Source organism: Streptomyces sp. NPDC046557, from assembly GCF_040645975.1.
Lineage (GTDB): Bacteria > Actinomycetota > Actinomycetes > Streptomycetales > Streptomycetaceae > Streptomyces.
On sequence record NZ_JBEYZH010000022.1, the window covers coordinates 38179 to 58737 of the forward strand.

Consider the following 20559-nt stretch of genomic DNA (forward strand, 5'->3'; position numbering starts at 1 on the left):
CCTCGTCCCCGTCCGTCGCGAGCTGGAACGATGCGGACAACATGGGCGCCGCGGGATCCCCTGGCGGCAGCCACTACTGGCTGATGACCGCTTGCTATGTGCCACTGTTGGCCTGGGGGCCGCTTCTCGCGGTAGTCACAGTGGCCTACTACCGCCGTCGGCGTCGGGGGCCACTGAGTGCGGCCGTCGGCAGGTCTGGTACGGATGCGAGCCGAAGTCCGGGGTCGGCTCCACGAGGCGATGCTGCGCCGCCTCGAAGACGCCGGCCTGCTCGTCCCCTCCCGCGCAGCCCTCGACTCGCCCCACGTTCCGGCTGAAGGGGGCGAACACATAGGTCCGCGCCCCGTGGACCGGGGATAGCCGGGCTCCAAGATGCACGTTCTGTTCTGTCGGACGCGAACGGGCTTCCTCTCCCTCGTCGACCTCTCGGCCGCCAACCCTCACGACAGCCAAGCACCGAAGCCCGTGATCGGGGGACACCAAACGAGACACGAACCCCAGCGCGAACGCCACTTCAAGTCCCAGCGTGCACGCCGCAAGGCCTACGACATACCTGAACCGCGGAAATCGCTCCACGGCACGAGAATCGGCGTCCGCATCGCAGGCAGAGGCATCGGGTCATCCGCACGACTGGGGCGCCACCGGTGACCGGCAGAGATGCCGCTCGTTCCGACGGGTGGCGCAATTCATACCGGCCGGCCTTACGGGGGTATTGTCGTCCGGTCACGGACGGCAATCGGATCGTCTGTTCAACCCAGGGGAACCGACATGACTGATCTGAACTCGCTGCGGGCAAGTCTTGCGTCAGGTGAGCACGAGTTCGCCGACACCTTGGCCTTCATCGCCGCGCATTACGAGTACCAGCCGCAGGCGTTCCGCAACGGGGAACTGGAGAATGCCGCAGGTGAGAACGAGGGTTCCTGCAAGACGCTGGGACTGGCCCTGCTGGAAGGGCTGAGCGACCAAGAGGCGCTGCTGGCATTCGGTGAGCACTATCGCAGCGTGCTGGCGACGCCGAACGACACTGATCACGGCAACATTCGCAACCTCGTAGCCCATGGCCTGGCAGGGGTGAGCTTCGCCCGGCGACCGTTGGCCCGCAAGAGCTGAACGGCTTCGGCAAGACCTCGTTGACGAACTCGTCGTCAGGGCGCTGCCGATGAGGGATTCGATGGGTGAAGATGCACCAGCCCAGCACGAAGCCCCCGGGCGCCATAAGCGCCACGACTAGATCGGTCATGTATTTCCCCCTGTACGGCTGCGGTGGCCAAGGCAGGCAGTGTAAGCAGCGGGGGCGCGGCCATCGCCGGCAGCGGCGGCACGCGGATCACGGTCAAGATCCGTCGCTGACGGCAAGAGGTTGCGGCGGTCCCCTGCACCGCCGCAACCTCCCGCTGCCAACGCAACGTGGGCGTGGTCGTCACCGAAGACATGCCATACCCGTGAGAACACCAAGAACCCGCGCAGAACGCCAGCCGAGAAACTCCGCCAGTTCATGCCGGGAGAAGCCTGCGGGTCAGCTCAGGCGGGCGTCGGCGTATACGGCCATCGCGTCGCGCTGGTAGGTGGCGAGGCCCTCGGCGATCTTGTCGAAGTTCTGGCGGAATTGCGGATCGTCGACGTACGTCTGACCCAGTCCCTTGTAAGCGGTCGCGTTCGGAGTCCAGAACCGGCAGACACCCCGGTAGTGGGCGTCGATCTCCGCCTGGACCGCGGGATCGGCCACCGGGGTGCCGGCCGCCTTGAACTCCGCGATGCGGATCATCTGTGCCGTCACCTCGCGCTGCCACTGCTCCATGTCCTCGGCGGTGAGCGTCTCGATGACCTGCCGGGACTGTTCCCACGCCTGTGGCCACCGCTCGCGCGCCTCATCCGACTGGCCTGTGCCGTCGAACCCCTCGAACAGGTTCTCCGGCCTGTTGATCTTCGTCATATCGTCCTTGACCCTTGCTTCCTCGAGTTCGGCGATGGTGCGGGCGACGGTGCGGACCAGCGTGGCCAGGCGGTCCCGTTCGGCAACAAGCCGCAGGTGGTGCGCCCGTAGGGCCTCCACCTGGTCGACCTGCTCGGCCAGCACCGCACGGATCTCCACCAGTCCAAGGCCCAGCTCCCGCATCACGAGGATCTGCTGCAGCCGCAGCAACTCCCCCTCCTCGTAATAGCGGTAGCCGTTGCTCCCCACCGATGCCGGAGGCAACAGGCCCACCTCGTCGTAATGGCGCAGCGTCCGCGACGTCACACCCGACATCCGGGCCACCTCCGCGATCGACCAGGCCATCACCGTCTCCCATCTCGACCGGACTGTCCGGCCACACACGACCGTAGAAGTTGACGCAACGGCAAAGTCAAGCTCTTCCAACACGCACGGGACACCACACCGACGTCCCCGCTCCGCAGCAACAAGCAACACTCGATCACACCTTGTCGCCTGAAGCCCAACGCGCGTATTCGGCCGGTGTCGCGGCCGAACTGGCGGCGTAGAGCGGCGGCTGAAGACATGTCCGACACCAGTAGGAGGAGCCCGGGGAACGGTCGGGTCGGCGCCGATCAGGTCGAACCAGACGGTGCTCCGGTCCAAAACTCATGACGTACTCGAGGTGCTGCCACAGCGGGAACAGGCCTGTGCGGTTGTCGACCTTGGCGTTGCGTCCGGCAGTGCGGGGTGCGCGTTCACCTGTGCGGGCCGTTTCCAGCGCCCGGAACCCGGGAAGGAACCGGCCGCTTCTTCCCCCCGAGCAACATCCCGGAGGCATCTGTGCCCGACATGACCGGCCCCTACAAGCCCGGTACCCCCTGCTGGATCGACCTGATGGTCCCCGACCAACAGGCGGCCATCGACTTCTACAGTGACCTCTTCGGCTGGCAGGGAGAGGTCGGACCCGCAGAGCAGGGCGGGTACGCCGTCTGCACGCTCAAGGGCAAACCAGTCGCCGGAATCATGAAGGCGATGAACCCTGATGGCAGCGTCCCCGACCCACTGCCGCCGACGATGTGGACCACCTACCTGTCCACCGACGACATCGACGGCACCCTCAAGTCCGTCACCGACGCCGGCGGCACTGTCATGACGGGCCCGATGGACGTGATGGACCTCGGCCGCATGGCCGTCATCGCCGACCCGACGGGCGCCGTCGTCGGCCTCTGGCAGGCCGGCACCTTCGACGGCGCGGGCATCGTCAACGAGCACGGCGCGCTGATCTGGAACGAGCTGACCACCGCCGACCTCCCGGCCGCCGCCGCGTTCTACTCCTCCGTGCTGCCCGTCACCACGGCCCGCTCCGAGATGCCCGGCGCCGAGGGGTACATCGAGTTCAAGGTCGACGACCGCGCGGTCGGCGGGATCATGGACCTGTCCCAGCTCCCGCCCGGCGTCCCCCCGCACTGGCAGCCGTACTTCCACGCGGACGACGTCGACGAGGTCCAGGCCGCGGCCGTCCGCGCCGGCGGCAGCGTCGTCGCCCCGGCCTTCGACATGGCGGCCGGGCGGATGGCCGTCCTCGCCGACCCGCAGGGCGGACCGTTCTCGGTGATCACCGCTTCGGCCCCCCAGCATTCCTGACCTCGAACGGCCGGACCTTCCGGCGCCGCACCCGCCGAGCGGATGCGGCGCCGCGAGCCACCGGCCAACGACCGGGGTAGCCACCGATCCGCACCCCAGGACACCAGAGGGCCGGCCGGGGCCACGGGAGAGCCTCACCGCGCACTCACGGACGAGCGATCCGGCGCTGGGTAGCGCGAGTCGGAGCTGTCGCTGGCGCTGCGATCTTCCGCGTTGAGCACAGCCGTTGGCCAACCGGGCTTGTGGCGGGCGCTATGCAAGAACGGCATCGAGGTCGAGGCCGGTCAGATCACAACTTGCCGCCCACAACCGCGCCGCGATCGAGGTGTCGGCGAGGTGGTTCCACACCGCTTCGCGTCGGGGCTCGCCGCGCAGACCGAAGAGGCGCGGTCCCCACAGTTGGCCTCCCCGCACGGCCGGGTCGACCACGGCCCGCACTGCGGGCCATGCGCCGGCGTCCTTGCCTTGGACGACGAGGGCCGCGGGTGCCGCGCTCAGCCGTGCGCCGAGAGTTCGCGCATGGAGTGGCGGACGTGACGGGGTGAGAGAGTCCAGCGCGCCGCCCGGATGGACCACTACGCTGGCCACCGTGCTGCCCGCGACGCGCAGCCGACGGTCGAGTTCCACGCCGAAGTACATCTGTGCCAGCTTGGAGCGTCCATAGGTGCGCTTCGGCCGGTAGCCCTTCCGGGACTGCAGGTCGTCCAGATCGAGCCGCTCGGACTTGGCCGCGAAGCTGCCCATGGTCACAATGCGGGCTGTCGGCGCAGCCGACAGCAGCGGCATGAGCCGCTGGGTCAACGCGAAGTGCCCCAGATGGTTCGTACCGAACATGAGCTCGTGACCGTCCGCGGTCGCCCTTCGCGGCAGGTCGTCGAGCGCGACGCCGGCGTTGTGGACCACCGCGTCGAGGCGGCCCACTTCAAGTGCTTCCACCGCCGTTTCGAGCGACGACAGGTCGGCGAGGTCCAGTTGCACGGCCCGCACTCGGGCACCGGGGACGCGCGCACGGATCGAAGCCATCGCAGCCTCGGCCCTCGTGGGATTCCGGCTGCCCAGTACCACGACAGCCCCGGTTGCCGACAACTGCTCGGCGACGAAGTACCCGATGCCGACGTTGCCGCCGGTGACCAGGAAGACGCTGCCATCGGCACGCGGCAGCCGTTGGACATCCCAGGGCGGAGTGGAAGGCGTGGACCACATGGCGAGGGGGCTCCCCTGCTGGCGAGGCTGGTACGGCCGCCCTGTTGGACAACCCGACACCCATGGTTCCAACAGCCACCGACACATCGTCGACAGATCACCGACACTGCGAGGCGCTCGGCGGATGAGCCTGCCGGCGCGCCACGCGGTAGCGGAGGTAGACGACTCTCGAGCCGAAGGTGCGGGTCTCGACGAGTGCGAGATCCACCCGGCGCTCGTGCTGGGGGAAGAACGGAATGCCACCGCCAACCAGCACCGGGTGGACCCTGGCCCGGTACTCGTCGATCAAGCCCAACGCGGCCGCCTCGGCGGCGAGAGTCGCGCCGCCGATCGCGATGTCACCCTCTCCCGGCTCGGCTCGCCACCGCTCGATCTCCTCCGCCAGGCCGCCGGAGGCCAGGCGGGCATTGCCCTGGACCGCCGACAGCGTGGTGGAGAACACCACCTTGGGGAGCCGCTTCCAGATCGCGGCGAATTCGAGCGTTGAGAAGTCGAGCGATGGATTCTGATCGGCGGTCTCCCAGTACAGCATCGTCTCGTACAGCCGTCGTCCCAACAGATGGACGCCGACCTCCCGCACCTCGTCCGTGGCGAAGCGAAAGACCTCCTCGTCGGGCGGCGTCCATTCGAAGCCGCCGTCCGGCCCGACGATGTAGCCGTCAAGTGAGACACTCATCGAATAGGTCACGCTGCGCATCAAAAGTCCTCCTTGATGACGGGTTCGACAGTACGACCGCAGGACGCCTCGGGACTCATCGCGAGTCGCTGGATCGCCTGGGCCGAGTCACCTCACGGGATCATCTCGTTGAAAGTCCTCACTGGGCTCAGCTATCCGACCCGCACGACCAACGGGGATGGACAGCCGCGCGCGTTGGCCTGGCTGCGGTCTCCAGACTGTGGCCGTGCATAGGGACTCCGGCTGTCCCCCTCGTGGTGACCGAGGCAGCCCCTTCCGGGTGGTCGGCCACATCATGGACCACCCGGGCTTTCACCGCCGGGCAGACAAGGTCGAGAAGCAGGTACAGATCATTGAGCGGCTTCGCGTCACTCCACACGGCGCCGGCCGCACCGCAGTCCCCTCATACGCGAACCGGGTGAACTTCATCGTTCCGTCCACTTTCCACCCGCACAGCGGCACCATCCTTGAGCAAGGTCGGCGCCTGCGTCCTCACCGGCTCGTCTTGGGAGGTAGTTCTGCGCACTCGGCCCCGCCCCACAGCTGTCATCGCCACGCGAGCAGCCATGCTGCCGGCCACCCTTGCCGCCTTCGGGTGGCAGTGCGGCCACCGTCGGCCGCAGGAGGAAGAAGGAGAAACCAGTATGGCGATTCAGCGGATGGACAACGTCGGCATCGTCGTCGAGGACATGGATGCCGCCATCGCGTTCTTCGTGGAACTCGGTATGGAGCTGGAGGGCAGGGCGGAGGTCGAGGGCCTCTTCGCCGACCAGTGCACCGGACTCGACGGCGTCCGCTGTGACATCGCGATGCTCCGTACCCCAGACGGTCACAGCCGGCTCGAGCTGGCGAAGTACCGCAGCCCCGCGGTGGTCAGCGCCGGACAGCGCAACCGGCCGCACAACATTCCGGGCACGCACCGCGTCATGTTCGCCGTCGACGACATCGAGGACACCGTTGCCCGCCTGCGCCCTCACGGCGCCGAACTCGTCGGCGAGATCGCCCGATTCGAGGACAGCTATCTGCTCTGCTACATCCGCGGCCCGGAGGGCGTCATCATCGGACTGGCCGAGCAACTGAGCTGAGAACGCGGAACCGAACCATGAAGCCGACCGAGATCATCGATGTTCTGAACCGCCCGATCAGCGTGGCCGGCTTGTACCCGCCCGACGCCGTCATCCCTCCGAGGGGCAGGCGGGGCGTCCAGGATCCGTCTTCAAGAGATCGTTTGCGTGTTGGGCTGGCCGGCGGGCTCACCAGTAGGCGCGGTCGTCCCAGGACTGGAAGCCCGCGAACTCGACGGGGTCGTCGTCCTCATCCAGGGCGGCGAACCCACGGCCCGCCGTGGACCAGGTGCGTTCCCCGCCCGGCTTCGTACCGTGGGTGAGGCGCCGCTTCCAGGCCCGTTCCCCGGGGACGGGTCGGTCGTGTTCATGCTCGGCCGCGCCTCTCTGGTCACGCATCGTACCGGCGTATTGTCGAGACATGACGGACGGGTGCCGTGCATGCCAGGTCACTCCCCTCCCGTGCCGCCCGTCCCTTCGGATGGGGATGTGTGGTGTCCGGCAGCAGTGACAGGCCCCAGGCCGGGATCCTCGACGACGCGCTGGCGGATATCGTGCGCCGCACCGGAGCATCCGCCGGCGGCGTCTACCTGCTGCACGAGGCCAGGCAGGTGCTGGGTCTGGTGGTGGTGTGCGGCGTACCGGTAGAGGTGGCCTGGCCCTGGCGGCGAGTGGCGCTGGGCGCGCCCGTGCCGGTCGCCGACGCGGTCCGCGCGGACCGTCTGATCTGGGTGGGATCCCAGGACGACATGGCCCGCACCTATCCCCGCGCCGCCGCGAGCCTCCCCTACCGGTTGGCGACCGCCGCGGCCCCGCTGCAGGGCAGGGGCCGGTGCTGGGGCGCGCTGATGCTGCTGTGGCCCGCCAGCCACCCTGCCGACGCCACCGCGCGCGAGCGGAGCCACATCGGCGCCGCGGCCCGGCGCATCGCTCGCGTCCTGGACGAGGCCACCGTACCGCCTGCCGTGTCGGAGCATCCTCGACTCATCCCCGTCAGCGCGGTCGCCCGCCCGCACGGGCGGCAGTCGCCGCAAGCCGCTTTGGACTACGTCGAGCGCCTGCCCGAAGGAGCACTGGGCCTGGACCTGGAGGGCCGGATCACCTTCCTGGCCGCTTCGGTGGAATCGCTGCTGGGAGTCGATGCCGCACGACTGCTGGGCACCCGTCCGTGGCAGTCGCTGCCCTGGTTGGACGACACCCTCGTCGAGGACCACTACCGCACCGCCCTCATCAGTCGTGACCCGGTCGCCTTCACCGCTCTGCGTCCCCCCGACACCTGGCTGCAGTTCCGGCTGTACCCGGACGCCGGCGGTATCAGCGTCCGCATCACCCGCGCGACGCCACCTGAGTACGACCGGCCCGTGCCCGACCGGGCCTCGCAGCAGTCAACCGGAGCCGCCGCTACGAGTCCGCCCCAGGTCGGGCGCCTGTATCAGTTGGTGCACCTGGCAGCCGCATTGACCGAAACGGTCGCCGTTCGCGATGTCGTCGAGCTCATCGCCGACCAGGTACTGCCCGCCTTCGGCGCGGACGGCCTCGTAGTGTCGGCAGCCGACGCCGGGCGCCTGAAGATCACCGGGCACCACGGTTACGACCAGGAGACCATCGACCGACTCGACGGCCTGCCGTTGGACACCGACCTCACCCCCGCGGGACGAGTAATCGCCGAGGGCGTCCCGTCGTTCTTCGCCAGTCCCCATGAGCTGGCTCGCCGTTACCCCAGGGCCTCGCAGATCAGCGGCAAGCAGGCATGGGCGTTCTTGCCGCTGGTCGTCTCCGGCCGGCCCGTAGGCTGCTGCATCCTGTCCTACGACCGGCCTCACGATTTCGGCGCGGACGAGCGCGCCGTTCTGACGTCACTGGCCGGATTGATCGCCCAAGCCCTGGACCGGGCCAGGCTCTACGACGCCACCCGCGACCTCGCCCGCGGCCTTCAGCAGGCTCTCCTGCCTCGCAGCCTGCCGTCCTTGCCGGGCCTGCAAAGCGCCGCGCGGTACCTGCCCGCCAGCCGCGGCATGGACATCGGAGGCGACTTCTACGACGTCATCCGCATCGACGCCACGACCGCCGCGGCCGTCATCGGCGACGTCCAGGGCCACAACGTGTCGGCCGCCGCCCTCATGGGCCAGGTGCGTACGGCGATCCACGCCGCTGCCGGCGCGCCGCCCGACCAGGTCCTGGCCCGCACCAACAGGGTCCTTGCCGACCTGGAAACCGACCTGCTTGTGTCCTGCCTGTACGCGCACATCGATCTCGCCCGCCAAGAAGCGGTCCTGGCCAGTGCAGGCCACCCGCCACCGCTCCTGCACCATCCCGCCATGCCGCCGGGCGTCATGCGACTCGACCCGGGCCCCCTGCTCGGCATCGATCCCGGCCTCTCCTATCCCCTCACCGTCCAGCCACTACCTCCCGGAACCACTCTCGCCCTCTATACCGACGGTCTCACAGAAGTCCCCGGCACCGATGCCGACGAGACCGCCGACCGCCTTGCCCGCTGCCTCGCGCAGCACAGCGGGCACAGTCTCGACGACCTCATCGATGTCCTCCTCCGCCATGCCCGGCCCACCGCCCACTACACCGACGACATCGCCATGCTCCTGCTGCGCACCGGCCCACCACCCACATGAGCACGCACCCCCTCCATGGGCGCCGGACCCGGCACGCTCGGCAGGGCCCGCCAGAGGTTTTCCCTCACCCATGGCGGGAAGACGCCGGTCGCCGGAGAACGAGCGGGTGTCATGGCAGGGAGGAGCGGTCCCATGAACAACCCGATGGAACAGCACCCAGAAGGGCAATCGCCTCTCGAACGCGTCACGGGCGAGAAGGACGTGCACCCGGAGGAGGAGCGCCGCACGAAATCCGAGAGCGGCCGCCCCGCCGGTGAAGAGAAGCGCACACGAAGCACCGAGTCCGAGAACAGCGGTGAAGGCCACGAGCCGAATCCCCTGACCGGCTGAGTGCGGTCGAGGGCCGGCGTACGGGACGCCGCTCCGGCGGGAGTCCGGCCTCCCGGAGCCGATACGTGGGCTGCTGGACATCGCTTCGCGCCGGTCGCCCACCAGTCAGGCCTCGGGCCGGCCGTTCGGCCACCGGGTGTATCGACGTACGCCGCCCATCCAGCAGCAGCCCCGCGCACAAAGCACTACGGGGTACTCAGGTACGGGCGAAGGTGCGCAGGTCTTCGTTGAGGCGGTCCGCGTGGGTCGCGAACAGCCCGTGGCCCGCGTTCTCGTATACGTGCAGTGTCGCGCCCGGGATCAGGGCGGCTGCGCGGCGACCCGTGAGGTGGAGCCGGGCGGAAGCGTCGGCGGACCCGTGCACGACGAGGACCGGGCAGTCGATCTTGGCCAGCTCCGGAACGAGGTTCAGTGAGGGCAGAAGGTCGTTGAGGGCCGTCGCGGCCCGTGCCGTCGCTCCGTGGCAGAGGTTCACCATGTGCGCCACGTACGCGTCCGACACCGTGGGGCCCGGAAGGTGGCGGGCGAAGAAGACGTCCGCCCCGTCGGCGAAGAATTTCGCCCGGTCCCGCCGAAAGGTCTCGTTGAACGCGCGGACGAGCTCTGGATCCAGTCCCTCGGCGTGATCCGAAGACCGGGCCGGCCCCGGCGCCACTCCGCTGACGAGGACGACCCGGGCCACCCGCTCACCACCGCCGACGGTCAGGTGGCGGACGACCTCGGCGGTGCCGAGGGAGTGCCCGACCAGCGTGACGTCGAGCAGGTCCAGGTGGTCGAGCAACGCACCCAGATCCCCGGCCAAAGTATCGAGGTCGAAGCCGCCCCAGACGTCCTCGGACCTGCCGTGTCCCCTCCGGTCGAACCCCACGCACCGGAACCCCTCGGCCGCCAGCGGCACCATCTGGTACTCCCACATCTCGGTGCTGAAGTAGGAGCTGTTGACGAAGACGAGGACGGGACCGCTCACCGGACCGTAGTCGACGAAGTGGAGGCGGGTGTGATCGGTCGTGGACTCGAAGTACGGCATGACGGACGGGGGTCCTTTCGTGAGGCGGCTTGGGGGTGGCACCATCCTCGCCCGGTGCCAGCCCCCGGGCCATTACTTCCGAGGTCATGGCCGGGGCGGCTCCCGGGCGTCCTGCGCCGGTGATTCGATCGGGATACGAGGCCAGGCGTTCGAGGATCTCGTCGGCGCTCTTCGCCCGGGCGAAGGGGTTCTCGCCCCGAGGGCAAGCATCAGCGCCGGCGGGGGCGGGTTGGCCGGGATGTGCAGGGGGCGATCACGCAGGCACCGGGTGGGTTCATCCGGTTCGTCCGGCACCGTCGGCGGCCGGCGCCGGCGGACCGGTCACAAGGGTGGGTCAGATACCCGCGAGGAACTCCTGGACCGCTGTGGCGAAGCCCTCGGGGTCCGCCTGTTGGACGAAGTGGTCGGTGTCCAGAGGGCGGTAGACCGTACCGGGGCGCCTGGAGCACATGTCATGGGCCTGGTCGGCGGCCAGGACCTGGCTGCGTAGGCCATGGATCAGGAGCGCGGGACAGTCAGTGGCAAGCCACTGCTTCCAGTGGTCACCGTGGACAAGGTTCTCCGAGTCGACGGTGTCCTGCGGGTGGAAAGGCAGCCGCCAACCGGCGCCGCCGGGCAGCGGGCGCAGCAAGGGGCCGAGAACGGCGGCGAGGGGTCCGCAGGCGGCGGCCAGTTCCTCGCGGGTGGCAGCGGTGTAGGGGAAGTCGAGCACGAAGGCGAGGGGGCTGGTTCCGCGGTCGGGCAGGTCGACGGCGGTGTCGACATTGATCAGGGCCTCGACCAGTTCCGGACGTTCGGCGGCCAGGTGGTAGGCGTTGATCGCTCCGAGGGAGTGACCGAGGAAGACCGCCCGGTCGATGCCGAGGTGGTCCAGGAGAGCAAGGAGGTCGGCGAGGTAGCCGGTGCGCGTGTAATCGGGGGCCCGTTCGGAGTCGCCGTGGCCGCGCTGGTCGGGGGCGATCACCCGCCACTCCGGGCCGAGGGCGGAGGCCAGGGCAGCGAAGGACGCGCCTTCGGAGAGGTGACCGTGCAGTGCTACGAGGGCGCGGCCGTTGCCGCCGTAGTCCAGGTAGGACAGGGCGCGACCGTCGAAGGTCATGGTGGCACGCGTGGGCTGGGCGGTCATCGCGGTGATACTCCCTCGGTGAGAGGATTGGCGGTCGTGTCCGGGATGCGGGCACGGCGTCGACCGCGGACACCGACGCCTATGTCGTCATGGCTCACTGAGGGCGCGCGCCACAGCCGAGCGGATGGATGCGGTCAGGCGATCTGCTCCTGCGGGTCCAGGTCGACTTCGATGTGCGGGGCGACGGCGTGCAGGAAGTCCTTGGCGTCGAACATCTCGCCGGCGGAGGCAACGCCGACGGTCTTGATGCGGCCGGTCAGGACGCGTTCGAGGGCCTCGGCGACAAGGGGCGCGGTGACAGCGTAGATGTCCTGGCCGTCGGCCGCGGCCCGGCGTTCGGCTCCGCCGGAGCGCACGATGGCGTCGACGAGGAAAGTCTGGTCCGAGCGCCCGCTCCTGTCGGCGGCGGTCGGGGCCGGGCGTGTGGGGGCGGCGACGTCACTGACCGCCTCGGCGGTCATGTAGGTGGTCACATCGGGGATGGACAGGTGCCGGGGAACGGTGATGACGTCCGCCATCGTGCACTCCACCGATCACTTGCCGGGGTCCCATCGGATCCGGGAGGTCCACACCAGAATGGGCGGCTGGTCGCTGCGATGCTCCCACTGTCCGCCGCTGTAGCGCAGGCGGTGGTCGCCGCGCCGCTCGCGGGAGACCGCGCCCGAGAGCCGGGTACCGGCGGTGGGGTGCCGGCTGCTGAGGGCGTAGGCGATGTGGGCTTCGTCGGCTTCGGTCCGGTCGCCCATCGCCGCGGTGGCCGGCAGGTCGCCGAGACCGCCGAAGAAGGCCATGTCCGGGACGATCACCGCTCTCGCAACCGGGTCCTCGACCGACGCTACCCGGGTCTCCAGCCCGTGCTCGTCGGCCAGTTCCTCCAAACCCTGCGCGTTGCGCCCGGACGGCACCGGGACGCCCACGCCTGGCCGGCTCTGCGACCACGAACCGTCCCGTGTGACCGTACGCGCCGAACACCGCCGCCAACTGACCTGACCCCATGAGACCTCCCCCGTGTACTCGGACGCCCGCTGCGATGTCGATCCGCTGCGGCCTGACACCACATCCTGTCTTCGAGGCAGCACCCGCACGAGCGTCGGAAACGACCTGCCCCGTACAGTTTCGGACATGCCCACTGTCGCGCTGGCCGTCACCGACGGCATGCTCCACTACGAACTGTCCGTGGCGCTTGAGATCTTCGGGTCCGACCTGACCCACATCGTGGACCCCTGGTACGACTTCTCCCTCTGCGGAAACGGCCCGGTGCGCGTCGACCGCTTCCGCCTCGAACCCGACCACGGACTCGACCACCTCGCCCACGCGGACACGGTGATCGTCCCCGGCTGGGCCGACACGGATCGCGAACCACCCTCCGAACTGGTCGAGGCGGTGCGCGCCGCCCACGCGGCCGGTGCCCGCGTGGCCTCGCTGTGCACGGGCGCCTTCGTCTTGGGCGCGGCAGGACTGCTCGACGGCAGGCGCGCCACCACACACTGGTCTCACACGCGGGAATTGGCGCGTCGCAACCCGGCGGCCACCGTCGATCCGGACGTCCTCTACGTCGACAACGGTGACGTCCTCACCTCCGCGGGCAAGGCCGCCGCCATGGACCTGTGCCTGCACCTGGTCCGCCTCGACCACGGCTCGGCCAACGCCAACAAGATCGCCCGACGTCTGGTCATCCCACCCCACCGCGACGGCGGCCAAGCCCAGTTCATAGCCACCCCCCTCCCCACCCCGGGCAACCACCCCCTGAGTGAACTCTTCCCCTGGGCGTTGGAGCGGCTGGACCAACCGCTCACCGTGGAGGACCTGGCCCGCCAGGCCCGCATGAGCTCACGTCACCTCGGCCGGCACTTCAAACACCTCACCGGCACCACGCCGCTGCAGTGGCTCCACACCCAGCGCATCCGCCATGCCCAGGAACTGCTGGAGACCACCAACGCCACCGTGGACGCCATCGCCGTGGCCACCGGTATGGGCACTGCCACCACCCTGCGCCGCCACTTCCACCGCAGCGTCGGGGTCCCTCCGGACACTTACCGCCGCACCTTCCGCTCCCAAGGAGTGCCGTTGGCCCTCCCGTCGTAGCGTTGCGTGGAAGGGCTTCATCGCGGGCCCGGACGGCGCGGGCCCCACAGGTCCCAACGGCTTTTGGCCCATACCGCAGGACTACATCCAACACCTCGTGACCACATACCCGGAGACACTGCCCGTCCAGGCCCGCCAGGCACTGTCGGTCACAGCGGTGGGCCCGCACTTCGACACGGTGCTCGAGGGGAGGCGCACCTACGAGATCGGTCTCGCGGCCGGAATCCCCGACGCCTACCCCCATATGCGCCACCTGGTGTTTTCCCGGACGCTGACCGAGAGCCCGGACCCGGCCGTCGAGCTGGTCGCCGAGGACCCGGTGGCGACCGTGCGGAAGCTCAAGCAGCAGGACGGCAAGGACATCTGGCTGCTCGGCGGCGCCGAACTGGCGGGCTCCCTCTACGCGGAGATCGACACGCTGATCCTCAAGATCGCCCCGTTGACCATCGGCGACGGGATCCCACTGTTCTCCCGTAAGGCCCTCTTCGACCCGCGCACCTGGACACTCGCCGACCACACCGTCCTCAAAAGCGGCGCGATCTTCCTCACCTACACGCGCATCAACGGCTGAGCGCACATGGCGGGCAGTGCCTGTCCGGGGCCGCCCGCCGGCTCACCAGACGCCGCTTCACACCCCGGCGGCATCCCCGCGTGTCAAGCCCGCACGAACCACCTGCTTCGCGGCGCCGGGTCTGGCGGCTGGGCCGGCCGCGTCGAACATGACCGGGCAGACACCCGGCGAGGTGTGGGTGATGTTCGGTACTCGGGGGCTTCAGGCCGCGGAGCGGGTCGGGTTCTCCTCCAGGCCCGCAGCTGGCCCACGATCAGCACACGTCCCGGAACAGCGTCACCCGGCCGGGCTCGGCTGGGTGAGGTTCACCGGGTTTCCGTCGGGGTCCTGGATGTGGGCGACGCGCTGTCCCCACGGCATGTCGTTGGGGCCGCTACGGACGAGCCGCCCAGCGCCGTCACCCGGCCGAGCGTCTCGTCGACGTCGTCGACACCGATGCTGAGCAGGATGCGCGACACCTCCCCAGTCCCCGGGTCGGCCTCGGCCACCAGCCCGAGGTCGGTGTCGCCGATGCGCAGGTCGAGGTAGAAGGCCGAGCCTTCCGCCGGTACCCGGAAGATCTCCTCCGCGCCGGTGAACTCATCGGCAAAACCACCCGGCCGGACGATCTGCAACACAGACTGCCGCCCATCACCAGCACGAGCACCCCGAAACGAGGTCACACCACCCCTGACCAGCCACTTCGAGATCGGGCAGCACCCGAAGCGCGGCAGAAATCGAACGGTGCATGGCTTCGGGCAGCGCGGGCCCCTGCCCGGTTGGCAGGGGCCCGCGGCATGCACAGCAGAGGAGCGTCGGACCTCCCTTGACGAGCAGCATCCTGGCCAAGTCGGCTTAACGTCTGCTGGTGGCCTGACGCCCCGGCCTTACTTCAGGTGCCGGGCGAAGAACCGGGCCGCGGCGTCCCCCGCGAACTGCGGGACGCCGGTGTGCCCGCCCATGTTGGCGTGCAGCGTCTTCTCCTTGGAGCCGAGGGCGTCGAACAGGTCCAGGGCCGCCTGCCGGTCGTTTCCCTCATCGTCCCACTGCAGCAAGACGTGCAGCGGAATGGTGACCTGGCGGGCCTCCTCGAACATGGCGGCGGGCACGAGACTCCCGGCGAACAGAACGGCGGCCGAGATGCGCGGCTCGACCACCGCGAGCCGGATGCCGATGGAGATCACTCCCCCCGAGTACCCGACCGGGCCGTCGATCTCGGGCAGCGACAGGAGGGCGTCCAAGGCGGCCTGCCATTCCGGAACCGACTTTTCGACGAGCGGGAGGACGAGGGCATCGATGATCTCGTCATCGACCGGCTCGCCGGCCTCCATGGCCCGGCGCAGGTCGGCGCGGGCCTGCTCGGCGGCGGCCCAACGGGGCCGGTCACCGCTCCCGGGGAGCTCGATGGTGGCCGCGGCGAAGCCATCCGCCGCGGAATGCCTGGCCCGTCCCGCCAGCCGGGGATACATCTTGCGCAGTCCGAGCGGGGGATGGCCGAGAAGGATCAACGGCGCCGGTGCGGATACGGAGGCGGACGCGGGCGTCCAAAGGATGCCGGGGACGTCGCCGAGGATGAATTCGCGCTCGAGGACACCGTCGTCGAGACGTCGTTCAGAAGTGAAGTGCACGGTCGTGCCTTTCGGGAGTGCTCAGAAACGGCGCTCCCGGACGACCTATCGCCCGACCGTGACCCCGGAGGGGAGCACCCATGTCGATACTGCGTTCACGGGTACCACCTCCTCGTTCTCTGCACGGCCTCCGGCAACTTAGCAGTGGGCTCGGTGGTCCGCCAAACGATTTCGGCTCGACCCCCACGAACGGGGAGCTGCTCGGCGGTGCGGGCGACACCACGGGCCGGCAGCAGGCCCCGCGCCGTATCGCGGACGCCGACTGGATGCGGCTGGACGCCTCGGATCGCTGGACGCCTCGGATCGCTGGGGGCCCGGGCGCCGACCCGGTGCACGACCGCAGGCGTGTCGCCGGCCGCGACGGAGATGTCCAGAACCGGACGGCGACGGCCAAAATCATCGCGCCAAGGCCGGCATCCGTGATCCGACCGCCGGCCGACAGGCCTGCTGCGTCGGGGCGACCATCAGCGGCCGGTTCATCGCGTCAGAGCACACCAGCCTGTCGCGGGTGCATTCAGTGAGTGAGGTGCCAGTCCGGAACGGTGGGCATGTGCGGGGAGAAGGAACGGGCGCGCTGCCAGATGCCGTGGAGTTGTTCGGTGGGGCGTTGTTGTTCGCCGTGGAGGGCGTTGAGGATGACGAGGCTGCCGGTCAGCGCGGGGACGGCCCATTGCAGGCATGCAAGGTGGCGTTGTGCCTTGTCGGTGTCGATGGGGTGCTTCGCCGCTTTCTCGGCGTCCTGCGGATCGGATGAGGCGGCGAGTTCGATCTTCTTGCCCAGGACGCGGCTGTAGGCGGTGGCCGCGAGGGCGGCGCCGGTCAGGGCGGTCTTGGCGAGAGTGGAGGCGGCGACGCCCTGCTGGACGGCGACGCGCGGCGCGTTCGCTGCGAGCAGCCCTCCGGAACCGAACAGGTGCGCGGCGATCGCCGCGGCGTTGACGGGCGTCCACTTCGCCCAGCCGGCGCTTGCGATCCTCGCCGAGGTGGCCCAGGTCCCGCCCTCGTCGAGGGCGGCGCCGTTCAGGCCGACCGCGCCCATCAGCGAGCCGCCGAACCAGGCGGCCAGCCCCACATCATGAAGGCTGCGCAGCAACGTGTGACGATCGGACATGACGGCTCCCTTTCAGGCGGAAAAAGCCCCGGCGAACGGCCGGCGCCGTGACCACCGTCCTTCACCGGCCGGTGACCTGCCATCGGACCTGGTACGAACGGAGCAAACATCCGCGCCCTGCCGTGGGGAGGAAGGCAGAACACCGCGCCACCGGAGAACCGTGCACAGCCTCGGCCCGCGCTTTGATCACATCGACATCGGATCCCGCCTTGGTTCCGCAAGCGGTCCGGCGGGAAAGCGGACGCGAGCCTGGTCGGCGCCATCGCCGGCGGCAGGGAGACGTACCGCAAGGACACATGCGGACACCCATGGCGCAACCACCTCTCGGCAACCGAGAAGCCGTAAGAGCGGCTACTCCCCACCCCAGCCGGCACTGCCGCCTTCGCCGAACGGTGAAATTGGCGGCGCGACCGGGGCGTCAGCCCCGAGCGGCGACCGCCGCCTCCAGGAAGGTCCAGCCATCGATCTTCGCTTGCTGCCTCTCCCCCGATTCCCATCCGCGTGCCAGCGCCGTATCGAGCAGGAACCGTACGGTGCCCGGCTCGTGCAGGTTCAGGGCGCCGACGCCGACGGCCCCCACCTCTCCCGACCCCGTGGAAAAACCCGCGACGTAGCGACCGGGGCCCTCATCGAAGACCAAGCGCAGCAGACCGCCGCTGCCCGACGGGTGAGAGATCAGGGTGAGAGTCGTGCGGCAGCCGCCGTCCTCCAGCACGCAGTGACCGTGGCGCACCGTCCACAGGTAGGTACGCCCGTCCGCGACGAGCCGGCGGGACTTCTTCGAAGAGCGGGGCACGCGCCCGAGGGTACGCGGACGGACGTAACGATCCCCAAGGGGATTCCCTCCACGTCGAAGTGATACCACTCGGAGCTCGGCTTCGGTGGCGATGCACCTCCAGGCCGCAGCCACCCGGCTCAGCCAGGACTCGTCCTACCCCGACATCACCGAATGGGCCGACTACTTTCGGCACGCTCGCGCGACCGACGCCGACGCCGACGCCGACGCCGACGCCCTCGACGCATTCGCCCCACGCGACGGACGCGACCACAGCCCGTGACACTCGCCCTCTTCCACGACAGCGGGCAGCCGAAACCGACTACACGATCAACGGCGCGCACCACCCCCGATGTCGGTCTTGGTGCGCAGCCGCTGCCCTCATCTGCCGCGGGCCTGGCACCAAGGCGCCCGCCGGGGTGCCGAGGTGTTCGCTTGCGCCGGAGGGGCGGTGGAGCACCGCCTTGACGTGAGCGACGGGCAGGCCGGTGAGCTGGGCAAGTCCGCACGCACCCGAGGTGGCCGGGTGTCGAAGCGTGGGACGTCCGTGCGGTAGCGGACGTCGCCTCGAACTGGTCGACCACCCCGGCCCCATGAAGTCGGCACCGCTCCGCGTGGTCAGTCCGAACGCCAGGCAGAGGGAGTGGGCGCCCTCGTCGGTGGCGACGGCGTGCCACACCAAGCGCGGGGCGGCTTCGCCTATGAACCCTTGTAGGAACCGATCGGAGTCGCGGTCCCGCAGGACGCTCCGCCCAGCTTCTGCACGGCCGAGATCCGGTCGTGCAGGCCGAACCAGTCACCCAGCTTCGACACCGAGTAGCCGGGCCGGACACAGTACTTGGCGCCCCGGTTGTACGCGTCGACGTAGACGTACCAAGACACGCTGTTGCGGTTCCACAGGGAGTCGAACCGGTCGTTGTCACCGCCGAGAGCGGGCGCGGAGGCCGTGTAGGCGGTGAAGATACCGCCGTAGTCCGCATCGGACCAGGCACACAGGCGGTTGTCGGCACACTGGGCGGTACTCGCCGACGCGGGTGCCTGAGCCGTCGCGAACGCGATCGCCGCGGCGCCCATGAGGACTGCGGCTCGCTCCGCTGCACGGCGCGGGCGGGACTTCGTACTCCGTGAACTCGTTGCAGCTGTCATGCGCGTGCTCCCACCTCTGTTGCGGATGTGGTGATGTGCGGATGTGGTGCCGTGGGGACTCTGCAGGCCGGCGCCGTCACGAATCCTGCCGACGATCGGGTTCCGCCGGCCACGCTCTTAAGCCACCGCTTAAGAGCGGGCGCCGTCTCTCGCGTGCTCCGGCCTCCCACCGAGCAACTCACGTCCGAGGGCCGTCGTTACGTGGAGCACGGAACCGCCCCTGCGACTCGTGGTGATGAGGCCCGCGCCGCGCAGGGCCTTGGTGTGCTGACTCGCCGCCGCCGGGGTGATGCCGAGTCGTCCGGCGAGTTCGGTGGTACCGCAGCCGTCCACGAGAAGTCGCAGCGCTGCTGCCCGGGTACGGCCGAGCAGGGCGCCCAACTCCTCGTCGGTGTCGGTGCCGTTGCCGTCGTGCCACAGGGCGGAGCCGTTTGCCGTATCGGTCACCGCCGGCACGGTCAGCCGGGGCACCGACTCCTCGTCGTACGGGTCGTACAGGAGGCTGAGCTCGCGCCAGGAGAAGACCGTCGGCGCGAGGACGATCCCCCTGCCGCCCAGGTGGACATCGACCGGCCGGGGGTAGCGCACCTCCAGCACGGGCGGGCTCCAACGCACCAGCGGCGGGCACAACGTGGCAAGCAGACCCTCCACGCCGGTCTCCAGGAAAGTACGGGCGTACTGTGCGCGTACCGCTTCGAGGTGCGACCGGGCGGCCGACCAGTACGGCCCGACGGTCACGCGGTGGCAAGCCGCGAGGGCTGTCGCCAGTTGCCGGCGGGCTTCGCCGTCCCCCTCGGCGACGGTCCGTGCCCAGGAGGAGTGGACGGAGTCGAAGGCGACCGCCGCCAACTCTCGGCGTACGCGTGCGCGCGGAGCCCGCAGCAGGGTGTCGACGGCCTGGTCGATGTCGGGCGAGTCTCCGGCCAAGGTCAGCAGGTCGAGCCCGGGACCGTGATCCGGCATGAGTACGGTGAGCGGCTTGGCGTCCTGCGGTAATCGGCCGGTCACCTTCGCGCGCCAGTGCCGGAAGGGCACCGCGAGGGAGCGTCGGCTCAGCATCTCCAGGCTGTAATAGGTCTCCGCCGCCGCTCCGATCGTGGTGGCCACTCGTGTCCGGGCGAGATCGTCCGCGCTGAAATGAATACGCAACACCAATGGCCCCACTGATCCCGGGCTCGTACGGCGACGCGGGCTGATCCGACGTCACTCACGACCGACCGCTCGCGTGGCGGGCGGCGGTGGTAATTGTCCGGTGCTCCCGGGTGGCGCTTCAACGGCGTTTCCGGACCTTTCGTGCACGGGGGCGCGCTCCAGGAGGTCGAAGGCTCGGGTGGCTTCGGTGGTGACGGTCCGGACGATCCGGTCGTCGGGGTGGCCGGCGAGGGTCAGAAGGATCGTGGCGTCACGATCAGGGTCGAGGCGTTCGGCGGTCACGACTTTGCGGGTTTCGACGAGCAGCGCCGCGCGTCGCGGTTCCCCACCGGTTGGACGAGCAGGGCATCCGCGTTCCACATCACCTCGCCGCGTTCGGCGGTGATGAGCGGCAGCGTCAGGTTTGCCTTGAAGCGCGACGCGTACAGGGCCGGGTCCACCTCCGGCAGCAGGGCGTAGCTCGCGTCCAGCAGCGCGCAAACGGCGGCATCGCGGTCTTC

Annotated in this window: 20 protein-coding genes and 2 pseudogenes; 8 read left to right on the forward strand and 14 right to left on the reverse strand. The window is 69.4% G+C overall.

Features of this window, described 5'->3' with window-relative positions; genetic code table 11:
• Positions 1 to 768: 768 nt before the first annotated feature.
• On the forward strand, positions 769 to 1110 hold the full coding sequence (locus ABZ934_RS27035) for a HopJ type III effector protein (RefSeq protein WP_361318031.1): 342 nt from the start codon (positions 769 to 771) through the stop codon (positions 1108 to 1110).
• 406 nt (positions 1111 to 1516) lie between these two features.
• Here ABZ934_RS27035 and ABZ934_RS27040 read toward each other — a convergent pair whose 3' ends face one another.
• Positions 1517 to 2278 (reverse strand): MerR family transcriptional regulator, encoded by a 762-nt coding sequence (locus tag ABZ934_RS27040; RefSeq protein WP_361318033.1) that lies wholly within the window; start codon positions 2276 to 2278, stop codon positions 1517 to 1519.
• Between the two features lie 486 nt (positions 2279 to 2764).
• Between ABZ934_RS27040 and ABZ934_RS27045 the strand changes: the two genes are divergently transcribed.
• Complete coding sequence (locus ABZ934_RS27045) at positions 2765 to 3559, forward strand: VOC family protein (RefSeq protein ID WP_361318150.1); 795 nt, start codon at positions 2765 to 2767, stop codon at positions 3557 to 3559.
• A gap of 252 nt (positions 3560 to 3811) precedes the next feature.
• On the opposite strand, the gene ABZ934_RS27050 is transcribed toward ABZ934_RS27045, so the two are convergent.
• Together ABZ934_RS27050 and ABZ934_RS27055 are read right to left on the reverse strand one after the other, a co-directional pair.
• Positions 3812 to 4762, reverse strand: coding sequence for an SDR family NAD(P)-dependent oxidoreductase (locus tag ABZ934_RS27050; protein ID WP_361318035.1), 951 nt, complete (start codon positions 4760 to 4762; stop codon positions 3812 to 3814).
• 97 nt (positions 4763 to 4859) lie between these two features.
• Positions 4860 to 5459 (reverse strand): dihydrofolate reductase family protein, encoded by a 600-nt coding sequence (locus ABZ934_RS27055; protein WP_361318037.1) that lies wholly within the window; start codon positions 5457 to 5459, stop codon positions 4860 to 4862.
• 623 nt (positions 5460 to 6082) lie between these two features.
• On the opposite strand from ABZ934_RS27055, the gene ABZ934_RS27060 reads away from it, so the two are divergent.
• Positions 6083 to 6523 (forward strand): VOC family protein, encoded by a 441-nt coding sequence (locus ABZ934_RS27060; RefSeq protein ID WP_361318039.1) that lies wholly within the window; start codon positions 6083 to 6085, stop codon positions 6521 to 6523.
• 168 nt (positions 6524 to 6691) lie between these two features.
• Here the strand turns inward: ABZ934_RS27060 and ABZ934_RS27065 are convergent, their stop codons facing one another.
• Positions 6692 to 6901: a hypothetical protein gene (locus tag ABZ934_RS27065; protein ID WP_361318041.1), complete on the reverse strand. Its 210-nt coding sequence runs from the start codon at positions 6899 to 6901 to the stop codon at positions 6692 to 6694.
• Between the two features lie 95 nt (positions 6902 to 6996).
• Between ABZ934_RS27065 and ABZ934_RS27070 the strand changes: the two genes are divergently transcribed.
• Positions 6997 to 9129, forward strand: coding sequence for a SpoIIE family protein phosphatase (locus ABZ934_RS27070; protein WP_361318043.1), 2133 nt, complete (start codon positions 6997 to 6999; stop codon positions 9127 to 9129).
• A 132-nt stretch (positions 9130 to 9261) separates the two neighbouring features.
• Positions 9262 to 9459 carry a hypothetical protein gene (locus ABZ934_RS27075; protein ID WP_361318045.1) on the forward strand — a complete coding sequence of 66 codons (198 nt, stop codon included), beginning with the start codon at positions 9262 to 9264 and terminating at the stop codon, positions 9457 to 9459.
• 196 nt (positions 9460 to 9655) lie between these two features.
• Here the strand turns inward: ABZ934_RS27075 and ABZ934_RS27080 are convergent, their stop codons facing one another.
• The 3 genes and pseudogenes from ABZ934_RS27080 to ABZ934_RS27090 all read right to left on the reverse strand — a co-directional run bounded on the left by ABZ934_RS27080 (position 9656) and on the right by ABZ934_RS27090 (position 12608).
• A complete protein-coding gene (locus ABZ934_RS27080; protein WP_361318047.1) occupies positions 9656 to 10486 on the reverse strand; it encodes an alpha/beta hydrolase in 831 nt (276 codons plus the stop codon).
• Positions 10487 to 10820: 334 nt separating this feature from the next.
• Positions 10821 to 11612 carry an alpha/beta hydrolase gene (locus ABZ934_RS27085; RefSeq protein ID WP_361318049.1) on the reverse strand — a complete coding sequence of 264 codons (792 nt, stop codon included), beginning with the start codon at positions 11610 to 11612 and terminating at the stop codon, positions 10821 to 10823.
• Between the two features lie 134 nt (positions 11613 to 11746).
• A pseudogene (locus tag ABZ934_RS27090) lies at positions 11747 to 12608 on the reverse strand (saccharopine dehydrogenase).
• Between the two features lie 126 nt (positions 12609 to 12734).
• Between ABZ934_RS27090 and ABZ934_RS27095 the strand changes: the two are divergent.
• Entirely contained in the window at positions 12735 to 13697 is a 963-nt protein-coding gene (locus tag ABZ934_RS27095) for a helix-turn-helix domain-containing protein (RefSeq protein WP_361318051.1), read from the forward strand.
• Positions 13698 to 13716: 19 nt separating this feature from the next.
• Positions 13717 to 14268: a dihydrofolate reductase family protein gene (locus tag ABZ934_RS27100; RefSeq protein WP_361318152.1), complete on the forward strand. Its 552-nt coding sequence runs from the start codon at positions 13717 to 13719 to the stop codon at positions 14266 to 14268.
• 276 nt (positions 14269 to 14544) lie between these two features.
• On the opposite strand, the pseudogene ABZ934_RS27105 reads toward ABZ934_RS27100, so the two are convergent.
• From ABZ934_RS27105 to ABZ934_RS27120, 4 genes and pseudogenes are all read right to left on the reverse strand, one after another.
• Positions 14545 to 14885 (reverse strand): annotated as a pseudogene (locus tag ABZ934_RS27105) (VOC family protein).
• 249 nt (positions 14886 to 15134) lie between these two features.
• A complete protein-coding gene (locus tag ABZ934_RS27110) occupies positions 15135 to 15875 on the reverse strand; it encodes an alpha/beta hydrolase (protein ID WP_361318053.1) in 741 nt (246 codons plus the stop codon).
• 514 nt (positions 15876 to 16389) lie between these two features.
• Positions 16390 to 16986, reverse strand: a complete 597-nt coding sequence (locus tag ABZ934_RS27115; RefSeq protein ID WP_361318055.1) for a hypothetical protein — start codon at positions 16984 to 16986, stop codon at positions 16390 to 16392.
• Between the two features lie 418 nt (positions 16987 to 17404).
• Entirely contained in the window at positions 17405 to 17782 is a 378-nt protein-coding gene (locus tag ABZ934_RS27120) for a hypothetical protein (protein WP_361318057.1), read from the reverse strand.
• Between the two features lie 85 nt (positions 17783 to 17867).
• Between ABZ934_RS27120 and ABZ934_RS27125 the strand changes: the two genes are divergently transcribed.
• Positions 17868 to 18044, forward strand: a complete 177-nt coding sequence (locus ABZ934_RS27125) for a hypothetical protein (protein WP_361318059.1) — start codon at positions 17868 to 17870, stop codon at positions 18042 to 18044.
• Between the two features lie 416 nt (positions 18045 to 18460).
• On the opposite strand, the gene ABZ934_RS27130 is transcribed toward ABZ934_RS27125, so the two are convergent.
• From ABZ934_RS27130 to ABZ934_RS27140, 3 genes are all read right to left on the reverse strand, one after another.
• Complete coding sequence (locus ABZ934_RS27130) at positions 18461 to 18907, reverse strand: peptidase inhibitor family I36 protein (RefSeq protein ID WP_361318061.1); 447 nt, start codon at positions 18905 to 18907, stop codon at positions 18461 to 18463.
• 129 nt (positions 18908 to 19036) lie between these two features.
• The gene (locus ABZ934_RS27135) at positions 19037 to 20059 is read right to left on the reverse strand and encodes a winged helix-turn-helix domain-containing protein (RefSeq protein ID WP_361318063.1); all 1023 of its coding nucleotides are present in this window, start codon (positions 20057 to 20059) and stop codon (positions 19037 to 19039) included.
• Between the two features lie 278 nt (positions 20060 to 20337).
• Entirely contained in the window at positions 20338 to 20499 is a 162-nt protein-coding gene (locus tag ABZ934_RS27140; protein ID WP_361318065.1) for a hypothetical protein, read from the reverse strand.
• Positions 20500 to 20559: the final 60 nt, after the last annotated feature.

Coding starts and splice junctions, on each gene's coding strand:
- ABZ934_RS27075 (WP_361318045.1), top strand. CDS start 9,262: ATGAACAACCCGATGGAACAGCACCCAGAAGGGCAATCGCCTCTCGAA.
- ABZ934_RS27055 (WP_361318037.1), bottom strand. CDS start 5,459: ATGCGCAGCGTGACCTATTCGATGAGTGTCTCACTTGACGGCTACATC.
- ABZ934_RS27045 (WP_361318150.1), top strand. CDS start 2,765: ATGACCGGCCCCTACAAGCCCGGTACCCCCTGCTGGATCGACCTGATG.
- ABZ934_RS27040 (WP_361318033.1), bottom strand. CDS start 2,278: ATGGCCTGGTCGATCGCGGAGGTGGCCCGGATGTCGGGTGTGACGTCG.
- ABZ934_RS27065 (WP_361318041.1), bottom strand. CDS start 6,901: ATGCGTGACCAGAGAGGCGCGGCCGAGCATGAACACGACCGACCCGTC.
- ABZ934_RS27035 (WP_361318031.1), top strand. CDS start 769: ATGACTGATCTGAACTCGCTGCGGGCAAGTCTTGCGTCAGGTGAGCAC.
- ABZ934_RS27060 (WP_361318039.1), top strand. CDS start 6,083: ATGGCGATTCAGCGGATGGACAACGTCGGCATCGTCGTCGAGGACATG.
- ABZ934_RS27085 (WP_361318049.1), bottom strand. CDS start 11,612: ATGACCGCCCAGCCCACGCGTGCCACCATGACCTTCGACGGTCGCGCC.
- ABZ934_RS27130 (WP_361318061.1), bottom strand. CDS start 18,907: ATGACAGCTGCAACGAGTTCACGGAGTACGAAGTCCCGCCCGCGCCGT.
- ABZ934_RS27080 (WP_361318047.1), bottom strand. CDS start 10,486: ATGCCGTACTTCGAGTCCACGACCGATCACACCCGCCTCCACTTCGTC.
- ABZ934_RS27050 (WP_361318035.1), bottom strand. CDS start 4,762: ATGTGGTCCACGCCTTCCACTCCGCCCTGGGATGTCCAACGGCTGCCG.
- ABZ934_RS27095 (WP_361318051.1), top strand. CDS start 12,735: ATGCCCACTGTCGCGCTGGCCGTCACCGACGGCATGCTCCACTACGAA.
- ABZ934_RS27115 (WP_361318055.1), bottom strand. CDS start 16,986: ATGTCCGATCGTCACACGTTGCTGCGCAGCCTTCATGATGTGGGGCTG.